Origin of the sequence: Kitasatospora sp. NPDC048407, from assembly GCF_043200475.1 — a bacterium.
Classification (GTDB): domain Bacteria; phylum Actinomycetota; class Actinomycetes; order Streptomycetales; family Streptomycetaceae; genus Kitasatospora.
In genome coordinates, this window is the sequence record NZ_JBICXW010000002.1 from 499,386 (window position 1) to 514,195 (window position 14,810).

At 72.1% G+C, this 14,810-nt stretch carries 15 protein-coding genes; 9 read left to right on the forward strand and 6 right to left on the reverse strand.

The window, feature by feature from the left end:
• Positions 1-59 precede the first annotated feature (59 nt).
• Positions 60-1,088, reverse strand: coding sequence for a 2-dehydropantoate 2-reductase (locus ACGFWJ_RS07675; protein WP_392946298.1), 1,029 nt, complete (start codon positions 1,086-1,088; stop codon positions 60-62).
• A gap of 122 nt (positions 1,089-1,210) precedes the next feature.
• On the opposite strand from ACGFWJ_RS07675, the gene ACGFWJ_RS07680 reads away from it, so the two are divergent.
• On the forward strand, positions 1,211-1,510 hold the full coding sequence (locus tag ACGFWJ_RS07680) for a hypothetical protein (protein WP_392946301.1): 300 nt from the start codon (positions 1,211-1,213) through the stop codon (positions 1,508-1,510).
• A gap of 28 nt (positions 1,511-1,538) precedes the next feature.
• On the opposite strand, the gene ACGFWJ_RS07685 is transcribed toward ACGFWJ_RS07680, so the two are convergent.
• Positions 1,539-2,666 carry a PP2C family protein-serine/threonine phosphatase gene (locus tag ACGFWJ_RS07685; RefSeq protein WP_392946304.1) on the reverse strand — a complete coding sequence of 376 codons (1,128 nt, stop codon included), beginning with the start codon at positions 2,664-2,666 and terminating at the stop codon, positions 1,539-1,541.
• Between the two features lie 324 nt (positions 2,667-2,990).
• Between ACGFWJ_RS07685 and ACGFWJ_RS07690 the strand changes: the two genes are divergently transcribed.
• The 4 genes from ACGFWJ_RS07690 (at position 2,991) to ACGFWJ_RS07705 (ending at position 8,019) form a co-directional block, all read left to right on the forward strand.
• Positions 2,991-4,451, forward strand: a complete 1,461-nt coding sequence (locus ACGFWJ_RS07690) for a PHB depolymerase family esterase (RefSeq protein WP_392946307.1) — start codon at positions 2,991-2,993, stop codon at positions 4,449-4,451.
• A gap of 237 nt (positions 4,452-4,688) precedes the next feature.
• Positions 4,689-6,176, forward strand: a complete 1,488-nt coding sequence (locus ACGFWJ_RS07695) for an APC family permease (protein ID WP_392946310.1) — start codon at positions 4,689-4,691, stop codon at positions 6,174-6,176.
• Positions 6,173-6,547 carry a cupin domain-containing protein gene (locus ACGFWJ_RS07700; protein ID WP_387649612.1) on the forward strand — a complete coding sequence of 125 codons (375 nt, stop codon included), beginning with the start codon at positions 6,173-6,175 and terminating at the stop codon, positions 6,545-6,547. Before ACGFWJ_RS07695 ends, ACGFWJ_RS07700 begins: the two co-directional genes overlap by 4 nt.
• Before the next feature lie 80 nt (positions 6,548-6,627).
• Positions 6,628-8,019: an NAD(P)/FAD-dependent oxidoreductase gene (locus tag ACGFWJ_RS07705; protein WP_392946313.1), complete on the forward strand. Its 1,392-nt coding sequence runs from the start codon at positions 6,628-6,630 to the stop codon at positions 8,017-8,019.
• A 52-nt stretch (positions 8,020-8,071) separates the two neighbouring features.
• Here ACGFWJ_RS07705 and ACGFWJ_RS07710 read toward each other — a convergent pair whose 3' ends face one another.
• Positions 8,072-8,710, reverse strand: coding sequence for a DinB family protein (locus ACGFWJ_RS07710; protein ID WP_387862286.1), 639 nt, complete (start codon positions 8,708-8,710; stop codon positions 8,072-8,074).
• Positions 8,711-8,777: 67 nt separating this feature from the next.
• Between ACGFWJ_RS07710 and ACGFWJ_RS07715 the strand changes: the two genes are divergently transcribed.
• Complete coding sequence (locus tag ACGFWJ_RS07715; RefSeq protein WP_392946315.1) at positions 8,778-9,212, forward strand: cytidine deaminase; 435 nt, start codon at positions 8,778-8,780, stop codon at positions 9,210-9,212.
• 6 nt (positions 9,213-9,218) lie between these two features.
• Here ACGFWJ_RS07715 and ACGFWJ_RS07720 read toward each other — a convergent pair whose 3' ends face one another.
• The 3 genes from ACGFWJ_RS07720 to ACGFWJ_RS07730 form a co-directional block, all read right to left on the reverse strand.
• Positions 9,219-9,488 carry an acylphosphatase gene (locus tag ACGFWJ_RS07720; RefSeq protein ID WP_392946318.1) on the reverse strand — a complete coding sequence of 90 codons (270 nt, stop codon included), beginning with the start codon at positions 9,486-9,488 and terminating at the stop codon, positions 9,219-9,221.
• Positions 9,489-9,581: 93 nt separating this feature from the next.
• Positions 9,582-10,841: an MFS transporter gene (locus ACGFWJ_RS07725; protein ID WP_392946321.1), complete on the reverse strand. Its 1,260-nt coding sequence runs from the start codon at positions 10,839-10,841 to the stop codon at positions 9,582-9,584.
• A gap of 96 nt (positions 10,842-10,937) precedes the next feature.
• Positions 10,938-11,501 carry a DinB family protein gene (locus tag ACGFWJ_RS07730; protein WP_387649597.1) on the reverse strand — a complete coding sequence of 188 codons (564 nt, stop codon included), beginning with the start codon at positions 11,499-11,501 and terminating at the stop codon, positions 10,938-10,940.
• A gap of 181 nt (positions 11,502-11,682) precedes the next feature.
• Between ACGFWJ_RS07730 and ACGFWJ_RS07735 the strand changes: the two genes are divergently transcribed.
• From ACGFWJ_RS07735 to aac(6'), 3 genes are all read left to right on the forward strand, one after another.
• A complete protein-coding gene (locus tag ACGFWJ_RS07735) occupies positions 11,683-12,882 on the forward strand; it encodes an MFS transporter (protein WP_392946324.1) in 1,200 nt (399 codons plus the stop codon).
• A gap of 89 nt (positions 12,883-12,971) precedes the next feature.
• Positions 12,972-13,967, forward strand: a complete 996-nt coding sequence (locus ACGFWJ_RS07740; protein WP_392946327.1) for an LLM class flavin-dependent oxidoreductase — start codon at positions 12,972-12,974, stop codon at positions 13,965-13,967.
• Between the two features lie 5 nt (positions 13,968-13,972).
• On the forward strand, positions 13,973-14,446 hold the full coding sequence (gene aac(6'), locus ACGFWJ_RS07745; protein WP_392946330.1) for an aminoglycoside 6'-N-acetyltransferase: 474 nt from the start codon (positions 13,973-13,975) through the stop codon (positions 14,444-14,446).
• The last annotated feature ends 364 nt before the right edge of the window (positions 14,447-14,810 follow it).

The following is a 14,810-nucleotide window of genomic DNA, read 5'->3' on the forward strand; positions in this document are numbered from 1 at the left end:
GCTGCCGTACCGAGGCTGAACGTCACATCGAGCCACCGTCAGTGCCGGACCCCGCAGGATCACTGCGCCCGGGTGTCGAGTGCGGCCAGCAGTTCGGGCCCCGACCAGGACGGCGGGGTCGGCGCGGACTCGGCCTCCCGGACCAGCTCCAGCAGCCGCCGGTTCGCGGGCGCCGCCAGCCCGTGCCGGGCGGCGAGGGCCAGCACCTCGCCCTGGAGTTCGTCGACCTCGGTGCGGCGGCCACGCTGCAGGTCCTCCCACATCGAGGACCGGGCCTGCGCGTCCACCCGCAGACTCGCCGCCGCGAGCCGCCGGAACAGCCCGTCCGGCAGCCTCAGTACGGCGGGCATCCACGACGCCGGAACCGGACCGAGCCGGGCCGGCACCAGCCCCGCCGCCCGCAACGCCGCCAGACCCTCACGCTGACACCGCGCCAGCACCAACCGGTACGGCCTGCTGCCGAGTTGCTCGCGGAGCGGCCGCCCGGACAGCGCGTTCACCGCGTTGTTCAGGTTGAGCAGCAACTTCGCCGCCTGCACCTGCGGCATGTCGCCACGCAACTCCACCGGCAGCCCGGCCGCCTCCGAGACGGCGGCGAACCGCTCTGCGGTGTCGGCGCGTTCGAGCATCAGGCGGCCGTCGGTGCCCTGGTGGAACGCGCCCGGCCCGGTGCGGACCACGTTGAACGGAACCATCCCGGCCAGCACCCGGCGCCCCGGAAGACCCTCGGCGAGCAGCCGGGCGTTGTGCAGCCCGTTCTGGAAACTGATCACGGTGCTCCGCTCGTCCAGGTGCGGGGCGAGCTCACGGGCGGCCTCGGCGGTGTCCGACGACTTGACGGTCACCAGCACGTAGTCGGCCCCGGCAGCGGCCGAGGCGTCCACCGCGGTACCCGGCCGGGCCCGCAGCCGACGGTCGCCCGGCCCGGTCAACGTCAGCCCCACACGGTCGAGTTCGGCCATCGCCGCCGGACGCCCGATCAGCGTCACCTCGGCGACGGCCGACAGCGCCCCACCGAGACGGCAGCCGACGCTGCCCGCCCCGAACACGACGATCCGCAGCGGGGAAGCGGAACGGTCCTCGGACACCGGGATCTCCTTCGTCGGACGGCAACGGCCCCGAGGTTACCGCCCGGTCGCCTGCCCGTCAGTGCAGGTGCCGCTGGGTAAAGTGCTGGCAGCCGGGGTTCTCACCGGGCGAAGATGCAGCCATGCGTCATCCCAACACGGAGGTTATGACGATGGACCAGGGCCGCGGGCCGAGGACCGACCAGGACAGTGGCATCGAGGACGTGACGCTCCTCGTCCTGGAATGGCTGGGCGAGCAGGGCGTGAACGCGATGATCAGGGTGGACGCCGAGCGGGTGGCCGACAACGCACCGGCGTGGACGTTCGCCGCAAGCGGGGGTCCCCTGGAGCACGGCATCCGGGCGGACGGGAGGACGGTGCAGCACTGCATGTCGGCGGCCCTGGCCCGGCTGCGCGAGGCCGGGCTGCCGGTTCCGTTCTGATCTCCTTGTCGAACGGATCGACGGTCCGTCAGTGCCCGGACGGGCCGTCGGGCTCGGTGTGGCGGGTGGCGAGGAGGGCGGCGAGGTCGTCGTCGGGTGGGCCGCCGGCGTAGTGGCGGAGGTCGCGGCGGAGGTTGTGGAGGACGGTGGGGGAGGGGTCGGTGGTCCAGCGGGCGAGGCGGTCGGGGAGGGGGTAGAACTCGCCGTGGCGGTCGCGGGTTTCGGAGACGCCGTCGGTGTAGAGGAGGACGCGGTCGCCGGGGCCGAAGGGGACGGTCGCGGAGCGGTAGTCGGAGGCGACCAGGGCGGACAGGTTGAGTGGCGGCAGGGGGACCTCGGGTTCGAGGAGGCGGACGCCGTGGGGCTGGATCAGGACGGGTGGCGGGTGGCCGCAGTTGAGGAGGCGGGCCTCGGGGCGGTCGTCGGGGATCTCCAACAGGACGGCGGTGGCGAAGCGTTCGGCGGCGTCGGGTGAGGATGCCCGCTCGGCGTAGCGGTGCAGGCCGGTCTCCAGGCGGCTGGCGAGGGCGGGGAGGTCCTTGGAGTCGTAGGCGGCTTCGCGGAACGAGCCGAGCAGTGCGGCCGCCATCTCGACGGCGGGGAGGCCCTTGCCCTGGACGTCGCCGAGGATGATCCGCACCCCGAAGGGGGTTCGTACGGCCTCGTAGAAGTCGCCGCCGATCTGGGCCTGTTCGGCGGCGGCCGCGTAGTAGAGGGCGAGGTCGACGCTGTTGATCCGGTCGGGCAGTGGACGCAGCACCACCTCCTGGGCGGTCTGCGCGACCGAGCGGACCATCGCCAGGTCCCGTTCGCGGTGCACCCGTTGGGCGGCGGTGTACGCGGCGGCCAGGGTGACGGTGATGGTCGCGGCGATCACCGAGGCGCCGGCCGCGCCGACACTGTGGTCGCGGATCAGGGCCAGCACCACTTCGGTGAGCACGGCGAGGCCGCCGATGGCGAGTGTCCCGGCGGGGCCCCAGCTGGCGGCGGCGAGCGCGGGGGCGGCCACCACGAAACGGTCGTAGCGCTGGCCGGCGGGGGTTTCGCTGTCGGCGGCCGCCGCGAGGGCGATCAGCAGGAACGGGGACAGGCGGGTGAGGGCGGTCAGGACCGGTCGCGGCCGCGAAGGATCCGACTTGTCGGTGATCGTGGGCATGGCCTGGTGAACGCTACCCGGGCGGCGCGCCCGGGTGTGGGAGGCGCGGGCGGGCGGCACCGGCCAAATGATCAACGCGGCGCGGAGCGAATGAGTGGCTCAACGGCCGCCGCCACGCCGGACCGTGGGCGGACCCGGTCGGATGATCGGCGCGGCGCGGAGCCGATGAGTGCCTCAATGTTCGCCGCCACCATGCCAGTCGGCCCCTCGGTGGTGCGCCGGGCCATGGGCGGCCACCTGGTCCGCGCCGATGATTCACGCCAAACGTGCTCGGCCACCCCCCACTCAAGGCAGATGAGCACACGGCGAGAGCGGAGCCCCCACATGGCAGGACACTTCGGCAAGGGACGGATCGGACACTGGGTAAAGGCACTGCTCGCTGGAGCGGTACTGACCGCAGGTGTGCTGACCGGCGCCCCGCAGGCCTCGGCGGCGGCGCTCGGCCAGGTCACCGGGTTCGGCAGCAACCCGGGGAACCTGGCGATGTACAGCTACGTCCCGAGCGGGCTGGCCACCGGCAAGCCGCTGGTGGTGGCGTTGCACGGCTGTACCCAGACCGCCAACGACTACTACGGCAACTCGGGTTGGGCGCAGCTCGCCGACCGCTGGGGCTTCGCGGTGGTGTTCCCGCAGACCAACTCGACCAACAACATGCTGTCCTGCTTCTCCTGGTTCGACAGCTCCAAGGACACCCGGGGCAAGGGCGAGGCGCTGTCGGTCAAGCAGATGGTGGACAAGGCGGTGGCGCTGTACGGCAGTGACCCGTCGCGGGTGTACGTGACGGGCCTGTCGGCGGGCGCGGGCATGGCGGCCGATCTGCTGGCCGACTACCCGGACGTGTTCGCGGGCGGTTCGATCGCCTCCGGTCTGCCCGCGCAGTGCGCGACGACGCAGTCCGCCGCGTCCGGCTGTCAGAACTCCAGCCAGAATCTGACGCCCGCCCAGTGGGGCGACAAGGTGCGGGCGTCGAACCCGGGTTGGGCCGGGCCGTGGCCGCGGGTGGCGATCTGGCACGGCAGTTCGGACACCACCGTGGCGCCGGTCAACGCCACCGAGCTGCGTGACCAGTGGACCAATGTGTGGGGCATCCCGCAGACCGCGTCCGCGACCCGGTCGCTGCCCGGCGGCACCACGTTGAGCGTGTACGACGACAGCGCCGGGAAGCCGGCGGTGCAGCTGTACAGCGTGTCGGGGATGGGCCACGGTCTGCCGGTCAGTCCGGGCAGCGGCACCGCCAACTGCGGCCAGGCCGGCGCCTACTTCCTGAACACCATCTGCTCGTCGTACTACACCGGTCTGTTCTGGGGTCTGGACGGCAGCGGCAACAACGGTCAGCTGCCCGCACCGGGCGGCCTGAGCGTCACCGGCACCACGGACACCACCGCCTCGTTGAGCTGGAACGCGGTACCGGGCGCGGCGTCCTACACCGTGTACCGGGGCGGCGCGCAGGTCGGCACCAGCGCCGGCACCACCTACACCGACACCGGGCTGACCGCGGGCACCGGGTACGCCTGGACGGTCGCGGCGGTGGACGCCAACGGGGCGGTGGGAGCGGCGAGTTCGGCCGTGACGGGGACCACCACCGGCAGTGTGTTCACGCCCAAGTGCTACACCGACAACAACTACAACCAGGTCTCGGCGGGCCGCGCCCACCAGAGCGGCGGGTACGCATATGCGAACGGCTCCAACCAGAACATGGGGCTGTGGAACCTGTTCGTGGTTCACACCTTGAAGGAGACCTCGGCCGGGTATTTCGTGCTCGCGGACTCCGGCTGCACCGCCTGAACCCGTCCGGACAAGCTCTGACCAGCAGTGATGTGGGCCCTGCCGGATTTGCCCGCGGGGCCCACCAGAGTGTCAGGGGGGCAACAAGACGTCTGACAGATTGAATGATTGTCCTACGTCAACGGGGCGGCCAGACTCGTGCACCTCAGACATCCGAGCCGACACCCGATTGCCAAGGTGAAAATGACCGCCATCCCCGTGGCCCCGCCGGAGACCCGGTGGGCAACGCCCAAGCGCGTGAGCCTGGTTCCCCTGGTCGCCCTGATCTTCTTCAGCGTCTCCGGCGGCGCCTACGGCATCGAGCCGCTGTTCTCGACGTCGGGGCCCGGCATGGGAATCCTGCTGATCCTGATCGCCCCGTTGATCTACAGCGTTCCGCATGCCCTGGTCTGCGCCGAACTCGGCACTGCCATCCCCGTCGAGGGCGGCTACTACCACTGGGTCAAGCGCGGCCTCGGCCGGTTCTGGGCCTTCCAGCAGGGCGTACTGGCCTGGGTGTGCAGTTTCGTCGACATGGCGCTGTACCCGGTCATGTTCACTTCGTACCTGTCGAGCCTGATCAGCGCGGTCGCCCCCGGCGAGCACGTGCTGTTCGAGATCGTCGGGCTGAAGATCGACCTGAACTGGGTGATCTGCGTCGGCGTCATCGTGATCTTCACGCTGCTGAACCTGATGGGCGCGGGCTGGGTCGGCGACTCCTCGGTGCTGTTCGCGATCATCTGCCTCACCCCGATGCTGATCCTCACCGCGATCGGCGGCTACCACCTGCTGACCGAGGGCATCAACCCGGTCACCCCACTGACCGCCGAACAGGGCCAGTCCACCTGGAACGCCTTCGGCTCCGGCCTGTTCATCGTGATGTGGAACTACTCCGGCTGGGACTCGGTCTCCACCGTGGCCGGCGAGATGGAGAACCCGAAGAAGCACCTGCCCAAGGCGCTGTTCTGGGCCGTCCTGCTGATCGTCGTCGGCTACCTGCTGCCCTCGGTGGCCGCCCTCGCGGTCGGCGCGGACGGCGACAACGGCTGGACGAACTGGAAGGACGGCTCGTTCTCCGACATCGCCGGCCAACTGGCCGGCCCCTGGCTCCAGTACACCGTCACCATCGGCGGCCTGTTCGCCTCGGTCGCGATGTTCTCCGCGCTGCTCGCCTCCTACTCGCGCCTCCCGTCCGCCCTCTCGCAGGACGGCTATCTGCCCAGGTGGGTATCCAAGGAGAGCAAGCGCTACAAGATGCCGATCGCGTCGATCATCGGATCGTCCGTCATCTACGCGCTGTTCTGCTTCTCCAGCTTCAGCAAGCTGGTGATCTTCGACGTCTTCCTCACCAACCTCGGCATCCTGCTGGAGGTCGCGGCCCTGATCGCGCTGCGGATCCGCGAGCCCGAGCTGGAGCGCCCCTACAAGATCCCCGGCGGCTGGTGGAGCGTCGGCCTGATCACCGTCTGCCTGACCTCGATCAGCGTCTGGGCCGCCATCGAGCAGTACAACGAGGAGGGCAGCAAGGCCGTCAAGCTCTGCCTGATCGTGGTCGGCATCTCGCTGGTGCTCTTCCCGCTGCTGTCGCTGCGCAAGGCCGCCAAGGAGTCCGCCGCGCTCGACCGGGCCGCCGCCGCGAACGGGTCGGTGCACGGCGACGCCTACGGGCTGTCAGGGTCGCAGTGGGACCCGGCACACAGTGACAAGGCCGCCACCGGCACCGGAACGGGTAGCGTCGAGGCATGATCAACAGCTTCGCCCTGCACGTCCCGGACGTTGAGCTGGAACCCGAGCCGCTCGATGCCGAGCAGATCGTCTCCGGCACCCCCGAGGTCACCGGCAAGGTGGTCTGGGAGTCCGCCGACGGCCGCCAGATCCGCGGGATCTGGCAGATCACGCCCGGCGTGGTCACCGACACCGAGGCCGACGAGATGTTCGTCGTCCTCAGCGGCCGGGCCACCGTCGCCTTCGAGGACGGCCCCGTCCTGGAGGTCGGCCCCGGGGACCTCGCGGTGCTGCGCGAAGGCGACCGCACCACCTGGACCGTCCACGAGACGCTCCGCAAGGTCTACACCATCAACCTCGGCCCGGAGGCGGCCGGGGACGAGGACCGATAACCGCCGCGAACGGCACAGCAGCCAGCCCGGCCGCCCCCACGGCCGGGCCGGCCACCCTCCCAAGGCAAGGAACCGAGAACATGGACCCCGTACACGCCCTGCGGGACGCCAAGCCCACCCCGTTCTGGCTGGAGGACCCCGGTCGTCCGCAGGCCAACTCGGCGCTCACCGGAGACGTCCGCTGCGACCTGCTGGTCGTCGGCGGCGGCTACAGCGGCCTGTGGACCGCGCTGATCGCCAAGGAACGCGACCCCGGCTGTGACGTGGTCCTGATCGAGGGCCAGGAGATCGCCTGGGCCGCCTCCGGCCGCAACGGCGGCTTCTGCGCCGCCAGCCTCACCCACGGCCTCGGCAACGGCCACGAGCGCTGGCCGGACGAACTCGCCGCCCTCGAACAGCTCGGCGCCCGCAACCTGCAGTCCATCGAGGACGCCATCACCACGTACGGCATCGACTGCGACTGGGAGCGCACCGGCGAACTCGACGTCGCCACCGAGCCGCACCAGGTCGAGGAACTCGCCGAGCTGTACGAACTCGCCAAGCAGTACGGCGACTACGAGCTGCTGGACGCCGACGCGATCCGCGCCCAGGTCAACTCGCCGACCTACCTCGGCGCGCTGTGGGACAAGGACGGCGTGGGCATGGTCCACCCCGCCAAGCTCGCCTGGGGCCTGAAGCAGGCCTGCGAGAGCCTCGGCGTCCGGATCTTCGAGCACACCAGGGCCACCGACATCGCCGAGTCCGGCTCCGGCATGGCCGTGCGCACCCCCTACGGCCGGGTGTTCGCCCGCCAGGTCGCGCTCGGCACCAACGTGTTCCCCTCGCTGATCAAGCGGATCCGCCCCTACACCGTGCCGGTGTACGACTACGCGCTGATGACCGAGCCGCTCAGCGACGAGCAGCTGGCCTCGATCGGCTGGCAGGGCCGGCAGGGCATCGGCGACAGCGCCAACCAGTTCCACTACTACCGGCTGTCCGCCGACAACCGGATCCTGTGGGGCGGCTACGACGCCATCTACCACTACGGCGCCAAGGTCCGCAACGAGTACGACCACCGGCCGCAGACCTACCGGACCCTCGCCCGGCACTTCTTCGAGACCTTCCCGCAGCTCGAGGGGCTCCGGTTCACCAACGCCTGGGGCGGCGCGATCGACACCTGCACCCGGTTCTCCGCGTTCTTCGACACCGCCTACCACGGCAAGGTCGCGCTCGCCGCGGGCTTCACCGGCCTCGGCGTCGGCGCGACCCGGTTCGGCGCCGAGGTGATGCTCGACCTGCTGGCCCGCAAGAACACCGAGCTCACCACGCTGGAGATGGTCCGCCGCAAGCCGCTGCCGTTCCCGCCCGAGCCCGTCCGCTGGGCCGGCATCGGCATCACCAAGTGGTCGCTGGACCGCGCCGACCGCAACGGCGGCCGCCGCAACCTGTGGCTGAAGACCATGGACACCCTGGGCCTCGGCTTCGACAGCTGACACCTGTTCGTTCCGCCGGCCGTCCCTCGGAGGGACGGCCGGCGGTCGCTTGTCAGTCCGGGACGCTCTCGCCCGCCGCGTGGGCGGCCTCGCGCGCGGCCTGCTCGACCCGGGCGTGGTGGGCCGGCCACCAGTCGGGGGAGACGTCGGGGAGGACGGCGTCCCCCGGGCGCAGTCCCGTCGAGCCGTCGAGGAGTTCACGGACCACGTCGGCCTGGCCGGTGTGGCGCTGGGTCTCGGCGACCAGGTGGAGCAGGATCCGGCCGAGCGTGAGGTGGTGGCGCGGCGGCCAGGGGACCTGGCCGAGGGCGTCCAGCGGCAGGTCGTCGATGGTCGCGTCCGAATGCGCCCAGACCCGGCGGTACTCGGCGATCAGCTCCTCGCGGCTCTCGTCCGGGCGGGCCCACAGATCGTCGTTGGCGTCGGCGGCGCCCGCCACCCACAGGCCCGGCCCGCCGTCGAAGGGACGGCCGAAGGTCTCGCCGAAGTAGACCGCCTCCGCGCCCGTCAGATGCTTCACCACCCCGAGCAGGTTCGTGCCCGACGGCGTCACCGGGCGGCGCACGTCGTACTCCGACAGGCCCTCGAGTTTCCACAGCAGCGCGTCCCGGGCGTCCTGCAGGTACAGCTTCAGATCCCGCTTCACGGCGGCGAGTTGATCGGGCGGGTTCGAGTCGTCGATGGTCGTCATGGCCGGAGTGTGGTCAAGGCCGGAATCGGATCGCAAAGGGTTTTCACACTCCGGTAACGTTCCCGGCATGGCCGTTGATCAAGAACTCGTCGATGCCGCAATCGAATTGACCCGCCGCCGGTTCCCCGGACAGGAATGGGCCGGCGCCGCGGCGCTGCGGCTGGACGACGGCACCGTGCTGACCAGCACCGCGCCCGAGCCGCCCAACAACGCGGTGCGGCTGTGCCACGAGACCGGGGCGATCTGCGAGGCGTACAAGCGCGACCGCAAGGTGGTGGCCTCGGTGTGCGTCACCTTCGCCGACGACGGCAGCGGGTTCTGGGTGCTCGCCCCGTGCGGCGTCTGCCAGGAGCGGCTGTTCGCGTACGGCCCCGACGTCGAGGTGGGCGTCCCCGTCCCCGAGGACCCGACCCGCTGGCGCACCCTGAAGCTGCGTGACGTCCAACCCCACTGGTTCGCCCGGGTGTTCCCCGACGAGGTGTGGACCTACCAGGAGCAGTAGCCGTCCTCAGTCGGTGATGGCGAAGACGAGGAGGCCCTCCAACTCCTCGTCGATCACCTCGACGTGCTCGACCACCGCCCGGGACGGGCCGTGCCGCATCCAGCCCACCATCGTCTCCACCGGCGCCTCGTCGCCCTCGAACACGGCCTCCACCCGCCCGTCCGGCAGGTTGCGCACCCAGCCGGCGATGCCCAACTGGGACGCCGCCTGCCGGCAGGAGTCGCGGAAGAACACGCCCTGCACCGTGCCCGAGACCAGCACCCGACGCCGGATCACCCGCACCCACCTCGCCCCGCTCGCCGCCGATACTGCCCGCAGGTATATCCCAGCCGGGGCGGCCCGCGGCGGCAGGCAGGGCCGGACCGGCCGTCAGTTGGTGGTGGCCGCCACCGGCCGCGGCGCGGCCGGGGCCGCGTCGTAGCCGTCGATGCTGCGGCTGAACGGGCGCCAGGCGAACAGCGTGAGCACCGCCATCACCGCCGCCGAGAACCAGAACGGCCCGGTCAGGCCGAACGCGCGGGCCAGCGGGCCGCCGAGCAGCGCGCCCAGCGCCGAACCGCCGACCGCCAGCGCCATGAAGACGCTCATCACCCGGCCGCGCAGCTCGTCCGGCACCGAGCGCTGCACCAGCGTCCGGTCCACGTTCATCCAGACCGCGCCGTGCACGCCGAACATCCACAGCACCGCGCCCGCCACCCACGCCGAACCCGCCAGCGCCAGACCGACATGCGTCAGCGTCTCCAGCACCAGGCCGGTGCGCAGCAGCACCGAGGACGAGAACCGGGCCTGAAGCCGCGGCGCGATCGCCGCCCCCAGCAGGCCGCCCACCGCCCCGACCGACATCAGCGCGCCGTAGCCGAACGGGGACAGCCCCAGGTGCTCACGGGCGTACAGCACCATGATCGAGAACCCGGCGATCAGCGTCACGTTCATCAGGCACAGCGCGAGCGTCAGCGTCCGTACCGCCGGATTCGCCCACAGCCAGCGCACCGCCTCGCCGAACTGGCGGCGCACCGGCACCCGGGCGGCCGCCGGCGCCGACGGCTGCTTGCCCGGCACCGGCGGCAGCATCGAGATCAGCACGGCCGCGCCGGCGAAACTCAGCGCGTCGACCGTCATCGGCACACCGGCCGCCACCCCGAACAGCGCCGCGCCCAGCGGCGGGCCGCACAGCTTGTTGAGCACCGTATAGGCCCCGAACATCCGGGAGTTGGCGCGTGGCAGCTGCTCGGACGGGACGAGCGCGGGCAGCAGTACGGCGGACGCGTTGTCGCCCAGCGCCGCGCAGGCACCCAGCAGCAGACCCACCGCGTAGATCAGCGGCAGCGAGGCCACCCCCGCGAACACCGCGCCCGCCAGCACCGCCGTCAGCGCGGCCCGCGCCGCGTTCATCGCCACCGTCAGCCGCCGCCGGTCCACCCGGTCCACCAGCACGCCGCTCACCGGGGCCAGCAGCAGCCACGGCAGCTGCTGGACGAACACCGACAGGCCGACCAGCACCGGATCCCTGGTCAGCGACGTCACCAGCAGCGGGGCCGCCGCCGCGACGATCCCGTCCCCGAGCGTCGACACCGCCGACGCCGACCACAGCACCCCGAACGCCCGACCCAGCCCGCCGGTCCGCTTCATCCCGCTTCACCCCATGCCGCGTCCGATTTCCGGGAAACGTCCGACGCTAACGGCAGGGGCCGCCCGCGCGCACATGGTTTTCGGGCCGCGCGGGGACTACTGGCCGGTGCGGCCGTCGACGCGCTCGCGCAACAGGTCGGCGTGGCCGCAGTGGCGGGCGTACTCCTCGATGCGGTGCACCCACAGGGCGCGGACCGGGTCGTGGTCGCGGCCGATCCGGGCGCCCAAGTCCGGGAACTTCGCGAACTCGGCGTCGGTGTCGGCCTGTTCGCGCTCCAGGTCGGCGAACGCGCCGTCCACCACCGACCGCTCGGGCAGCGCACCCTCGAAGTCGCCGTCCGGATCGCCGTACAGCTTGGGCGCCGGCTCGCCCGGGGCGATCCAGTTGCGCCAGTCGCGCTCCACCTCGGCGAGATGCCGGATCAGGCCCAGCAGCGACATGGTGGACGGCGGGACGGAGCGGTGGGCGAGCTGCTCCGGCGACAGGCCCTCGCACTTCATCCGCAGCGTCAGCCGGTAGTTCGTCAAGTAGTCCTGGAACGTGGCCAGTTCGCCGTCCGGCGCCGATCCGTTCGTGTTGCGCGGATCGTCGTCCGGGTCCACCCACATGTCGGGGTACACGCCCGCCTTCGTCCAGCGCTCGGGAAGTTGCTCGCTCATCGTCCGGATGATTCCGGCCCGCCCGGCCGGCGGCAAACGATTTTCCGAGGAAGCGTGCCCTTCGCCCGGTACGCGGACGGCGGGGGTGCTCCACGGGCGGGGCCCGGTAGGATCGGTTGGCGCTGACAACGTTGACATACCGTCGGTGCACCTACTGACCCCCTCGTTGTGGAGCACCCCCATGCCCCTGGCGCTCGTCGCCCTCGCCATCACCGCGTTCGCCATCGGCACCACCGAGTTCGCCGCCATGGGACTGCTCCCGCAGATCGCCCACAGCCTGGACGTCTCCATCCCGCAGGCCGGGTGGCTGATCTCGACGTACGCGGCCGGCGTGGTGATCGGCGCCCCGCTGCTCACCGCCCGCACCGCCGGACTGCCCCGCAAGGCCGTCCTGGTGGGCCTGGTCGCGCTGTTCACCGCGGGCAACCTGCTGTGCGCGCTCGCCCCGAACTTCGCCTTCCTCGCCGCCGCCCGGCTGATCACCGGCCTGCCGCACGGCGCGTTCTTCGGCGCGGGCGCCGTCGCCGCCGCCGAACTGGTCGCCCCGCACCTGCGGGCCCGCGCCATCTCGGTGATGTTCTCCGGCCTGACCGTCGCCAACATCGTCGGCGTCCCCGCCGCCACCCTGCTCGGCCAGCACCTCGGCTGGCGCGCCGCCATGCTCGTCGTGGTCGCCGTCGGCCTGCTCGGCACCGTCGCCATCGCCCGCCTCGTCCCGCAGCTGCCCGCCCACCCCGGCGCCGGACTGCGCAGCGAACTCTCCGCCTTCCGCAGCGGACAACTCTGGCTCGCCCTCGCCACCGTGGTCTTCGGCTGCGCCGGACTGTTCGCCTGCTACAGCTACATCACCCCCACCCTCACCGAGGTGGCCGGCTTCGCCGACTCCTCCGTCACCCTGATCCTCGCCCTGTTCGGCGTCGGCATGACCATCGGCAACGTCATCGGCGGCTACGCGGCCGACCGCGCGCTGCGCCCCGCCCTGTGCGGCGCGCTGCTCGCGATGTCCGGCGCGCTCGCGCTGTTCGCCGTCACCGCGCACGCCCGCTGGTCGGCCGCCCTGACGGTGGTGCTGATCGGCATGGCCGGGTTCGCGGTCGTCCCGACCGTGCAGACCCTGGTGATCGACAAGGCCCGCAAGGCGCCCACACTGGCCTCCGCGACCGTCCAGGGCGCGTTCAACGTGGCCAACGGGCAGGGCGCGTACTTCGGCGGACTCGCGCTCTCGGCCGGCCTCGGCTGGACGTCGCCGACGCTGGTCGGGGCCGGGCTGGCGATGATCGGCTTCCTGATCGCCGTCGGGTCGTGGATCGCCGACCGGCGGGCGCCGGTGGTGGTCGGCGACCAGCCGGTGGCGGCCGAGCAGGTGGGTGCGACGCTTTGACGGGGGTCATCGGGGGCTGGCGGTACGATCACCGGATTTCCGCGCCGGCGGCGCGGAGGTGACCGTTCCGCGCACCTGAGGAGCCCCCGATGCCCAGCACCGCCAGCACCGCCAGCGCCGCCGTCCGAGGCCGGGTCGGCGTCATGCTGCCCCGCGACCTGCCCGCCCACGACCTGATCCCGTACGCGCGCCGGGCGGAACAGCTGGGCTTCGACGAACTGTGGGTGGTCGAGGACCTCGGCTGGCGGGGCGGCGTCGCCCAGGCCGCCACCGCACTGGCCGTGACCGACCGGATCACCGTCGGCATCGGCATCATGCCCGCCGGCGCCCGCAACGTCTGCTTCGCCGCCATGGAACTCGCCACCCTCGCCCAGCTCCACCCGGGCCGGGTGACCGCCGGCATCGGCCACGGCATGCCCGGCTGGATGCGCGGCGCCGGCGCCTGGCCCGCCAGCCCCCTCACCCTGCTCAAGGAGTACGCGACCGCGCTGCGCACCCTGCTGCGCGGCGAGCCCGGCCCCGCAGGCGGACGCTACGTGCGGTGCGAGGGCGTCCAGTTGACGGAACTCCCGGACGTGGTGCCGCCCGTCGTCCTCGGCGTGCGCGGCCCCAAGTCGCAGGCCGCAGCGGGCGAAGTCGCCGACGGGCTGCTGCTGGCCGAACCCGCCACCCCCGCGTACATCGCGAGTTCACGCCTCCACCTCGGCCCCGAGGCCACCGTCGTCACCTACGACGCCGCCGCGGTCGACGAGGACGAGAGCGCCGCGCTCGACCAGGTCCGGCCCGGCCTGGCCGCGATCGGCGAACCCGACTGGGCCGCCCACCTCGACCCCCTCCCGTTCGCCGCCGACCTCCGCACCCACCGCGCGGCCAGCCCCGACGGCGCCGAGTTCGCCCGCACCCTCCCCGCCGAGTGGGTCCGCACCCTCGCCATCGCGGGCACGGCCGCGCAGGCGCGTCAGGCCATCGCGGCCCGCCACGCGGCCGGCGCCACGACCGTCGTCCTCGCACCGGTCGGCGCCGACGCGTTGGGCTCGCTGGAGTCGCTGGCGCGGGTGCTGCCGGCTGCCGTGAGGGGATACTGAGGGGCATGGAACTGCGTGGGGGCAAGGTCGTACTGCGGTCGGTGGCCGTCGGGGACGAGGAAGTCCTCGACAGGATCGTGCGGGAGCCGGAAGTCGCCGCGTGGTGGTCGCCCCCGGACGACTTCGCGGGCATGCTCGCCGTCGTCCTCGACGGCGAGGTCATCGGAGCGATCCAGTTCGCGGAAGAAACCGACCCCGAGTACCGGCACGCCGGCCTCGACATCTTCCTGACGGCCGGCCACCACGGCAAGGGAATCGGCACCGACGCCGTCCGCACCCTCGCCCGCTGGCTGGTCCACGAACGCGGCCACCACCGGCTGACCATCGACCCCGCCGCGGCCAACACCGCGGCCATCCGCAGCTACGCCAAGGTCGGCTTCAAACCCGTCGGAATCATGCGGGCCTACTGGCGCGACCACCGGACGGGCACCTGGCAGGACGGACTGCTGATGGACCTGCTCGCGGAGGAGCTGACCTGACCTGCCTGCGCCGGTCGCGGCGCAGCGTCGGTCTTCGTCGGTCTTCGTCGGTCTTCAAAGCGAGGTCGACGGCGTGCCGGCGGAAGCGTCCGTCAGCGTCCCGGGGGACGGGCCGGGCCGTTTGCCGAGGAGCGTCAGCGCCGTGAGCAGGGCGAGTGTGGCGACGATCGCGGCTGCGCCGAATGCGGACTGCGGGCCGCCGAGCGGTGCCCGACTGCCGGCTGGGGCGATGCCGGTGCAGAGGGCGGTGCCGAGGGCGAAGGAGGTGTCGGCGGAGGGCGGCGGCGACGCCCGGGGCGGGGCCGGTGGCGCTGGTCAGTGCGGCGATCTGCGCGCAGACCGTGGCCGTGCCCGTGCCCGCGCC

What these genes read in the sequence shown, in the direction of transcription:
- ACGFWJ_RS07680 (WP_392946301.1), top strand. Translation starts at nt 1,211, where the DNA reads ATGCGTCATCCCAACACGGAGGTTATGACGATGGACCAGGGCCGCGGG.
- ACGFWJ_RS07685 (WP_392946304.1), bottom strand. Translation starts at nt 2,666, where the DNA reads ATGCCCACGATCACCGACAAGTCGGATCCTTCGCGGCCGCGACCGGTC.
- ACGFWJ_RS07690 (WP_392946307.1), top strand. Translation starts at nt 2,991, where the DNA reads ATGGCAGGACACTTCGGCAAGGGACGGATCGGACACTGGGTAAAGGCA.
- ACGFWJ_RS07700 (WP_387649612.1), top strand. Translation starts at nt 6,173, where the DNA reads ATGATCAACAGCTTCGCCCTGCACGTCCCGGACGTTGAGCTGGAACCC.
- ACGFWJ_RS07705 (WP_392946313.1), top strand. Translation starts at nt 6,628, where the DNA reads ATGGACCCCGTACACGCCCTGCGGGACGCCAAGCCCACCCCGTTCTGG.
- ACGFWJ_RS07710 (WP_387862286.1), bottom strand. Translation starts at nt 8,710, where the DNA reads ATGACGACCATCGACGACTCGAACCCGCCCGATCAACTCGCCGCCGTG.
- ACGFWJ_RS07715 (WP_392946315.1), top strand. Translation starts at nt 8,778, where the DNA reads ATGGCCGTTGATCAAGAACTCGTCGATGCCGCAATCGAATTGACCCGC.
- ACGFWJ_RS07725 (WP_392946321.1), bottom strand. Translation starts at nt 10,841, where the DNA reads ATGAAGCGGACCGGCGGGCTGGGTCGGGCGTTCGGGGTGCTGTGGTCG.
- ACGFWJ_RS07730 (WP_387649597.1), bottom strand. Translation starts at nt 11,501, where the DNA reads ATGAGCGAGCAACTTCCCGAGCGCTGGACGAAGGCGGGCGTGTACCCC.
- ACGFWJ_RS07735 (WP_392946324.1), top strand. Translation starts at nt 11,683, where the DNA reads ATGCCCCTGGCGCTCGTCGCCCTCGCCATCACCGCGTTCGCCATCGGC.
- ACGFWJ_RS07740 (WP_392946327.1), top strand. Translation starts at nt 12,972, where the DNA reads ATGCCCAGCACCGCCAGCACCGCCAGCGCCGCCGTCCGAGGCCGGGTC.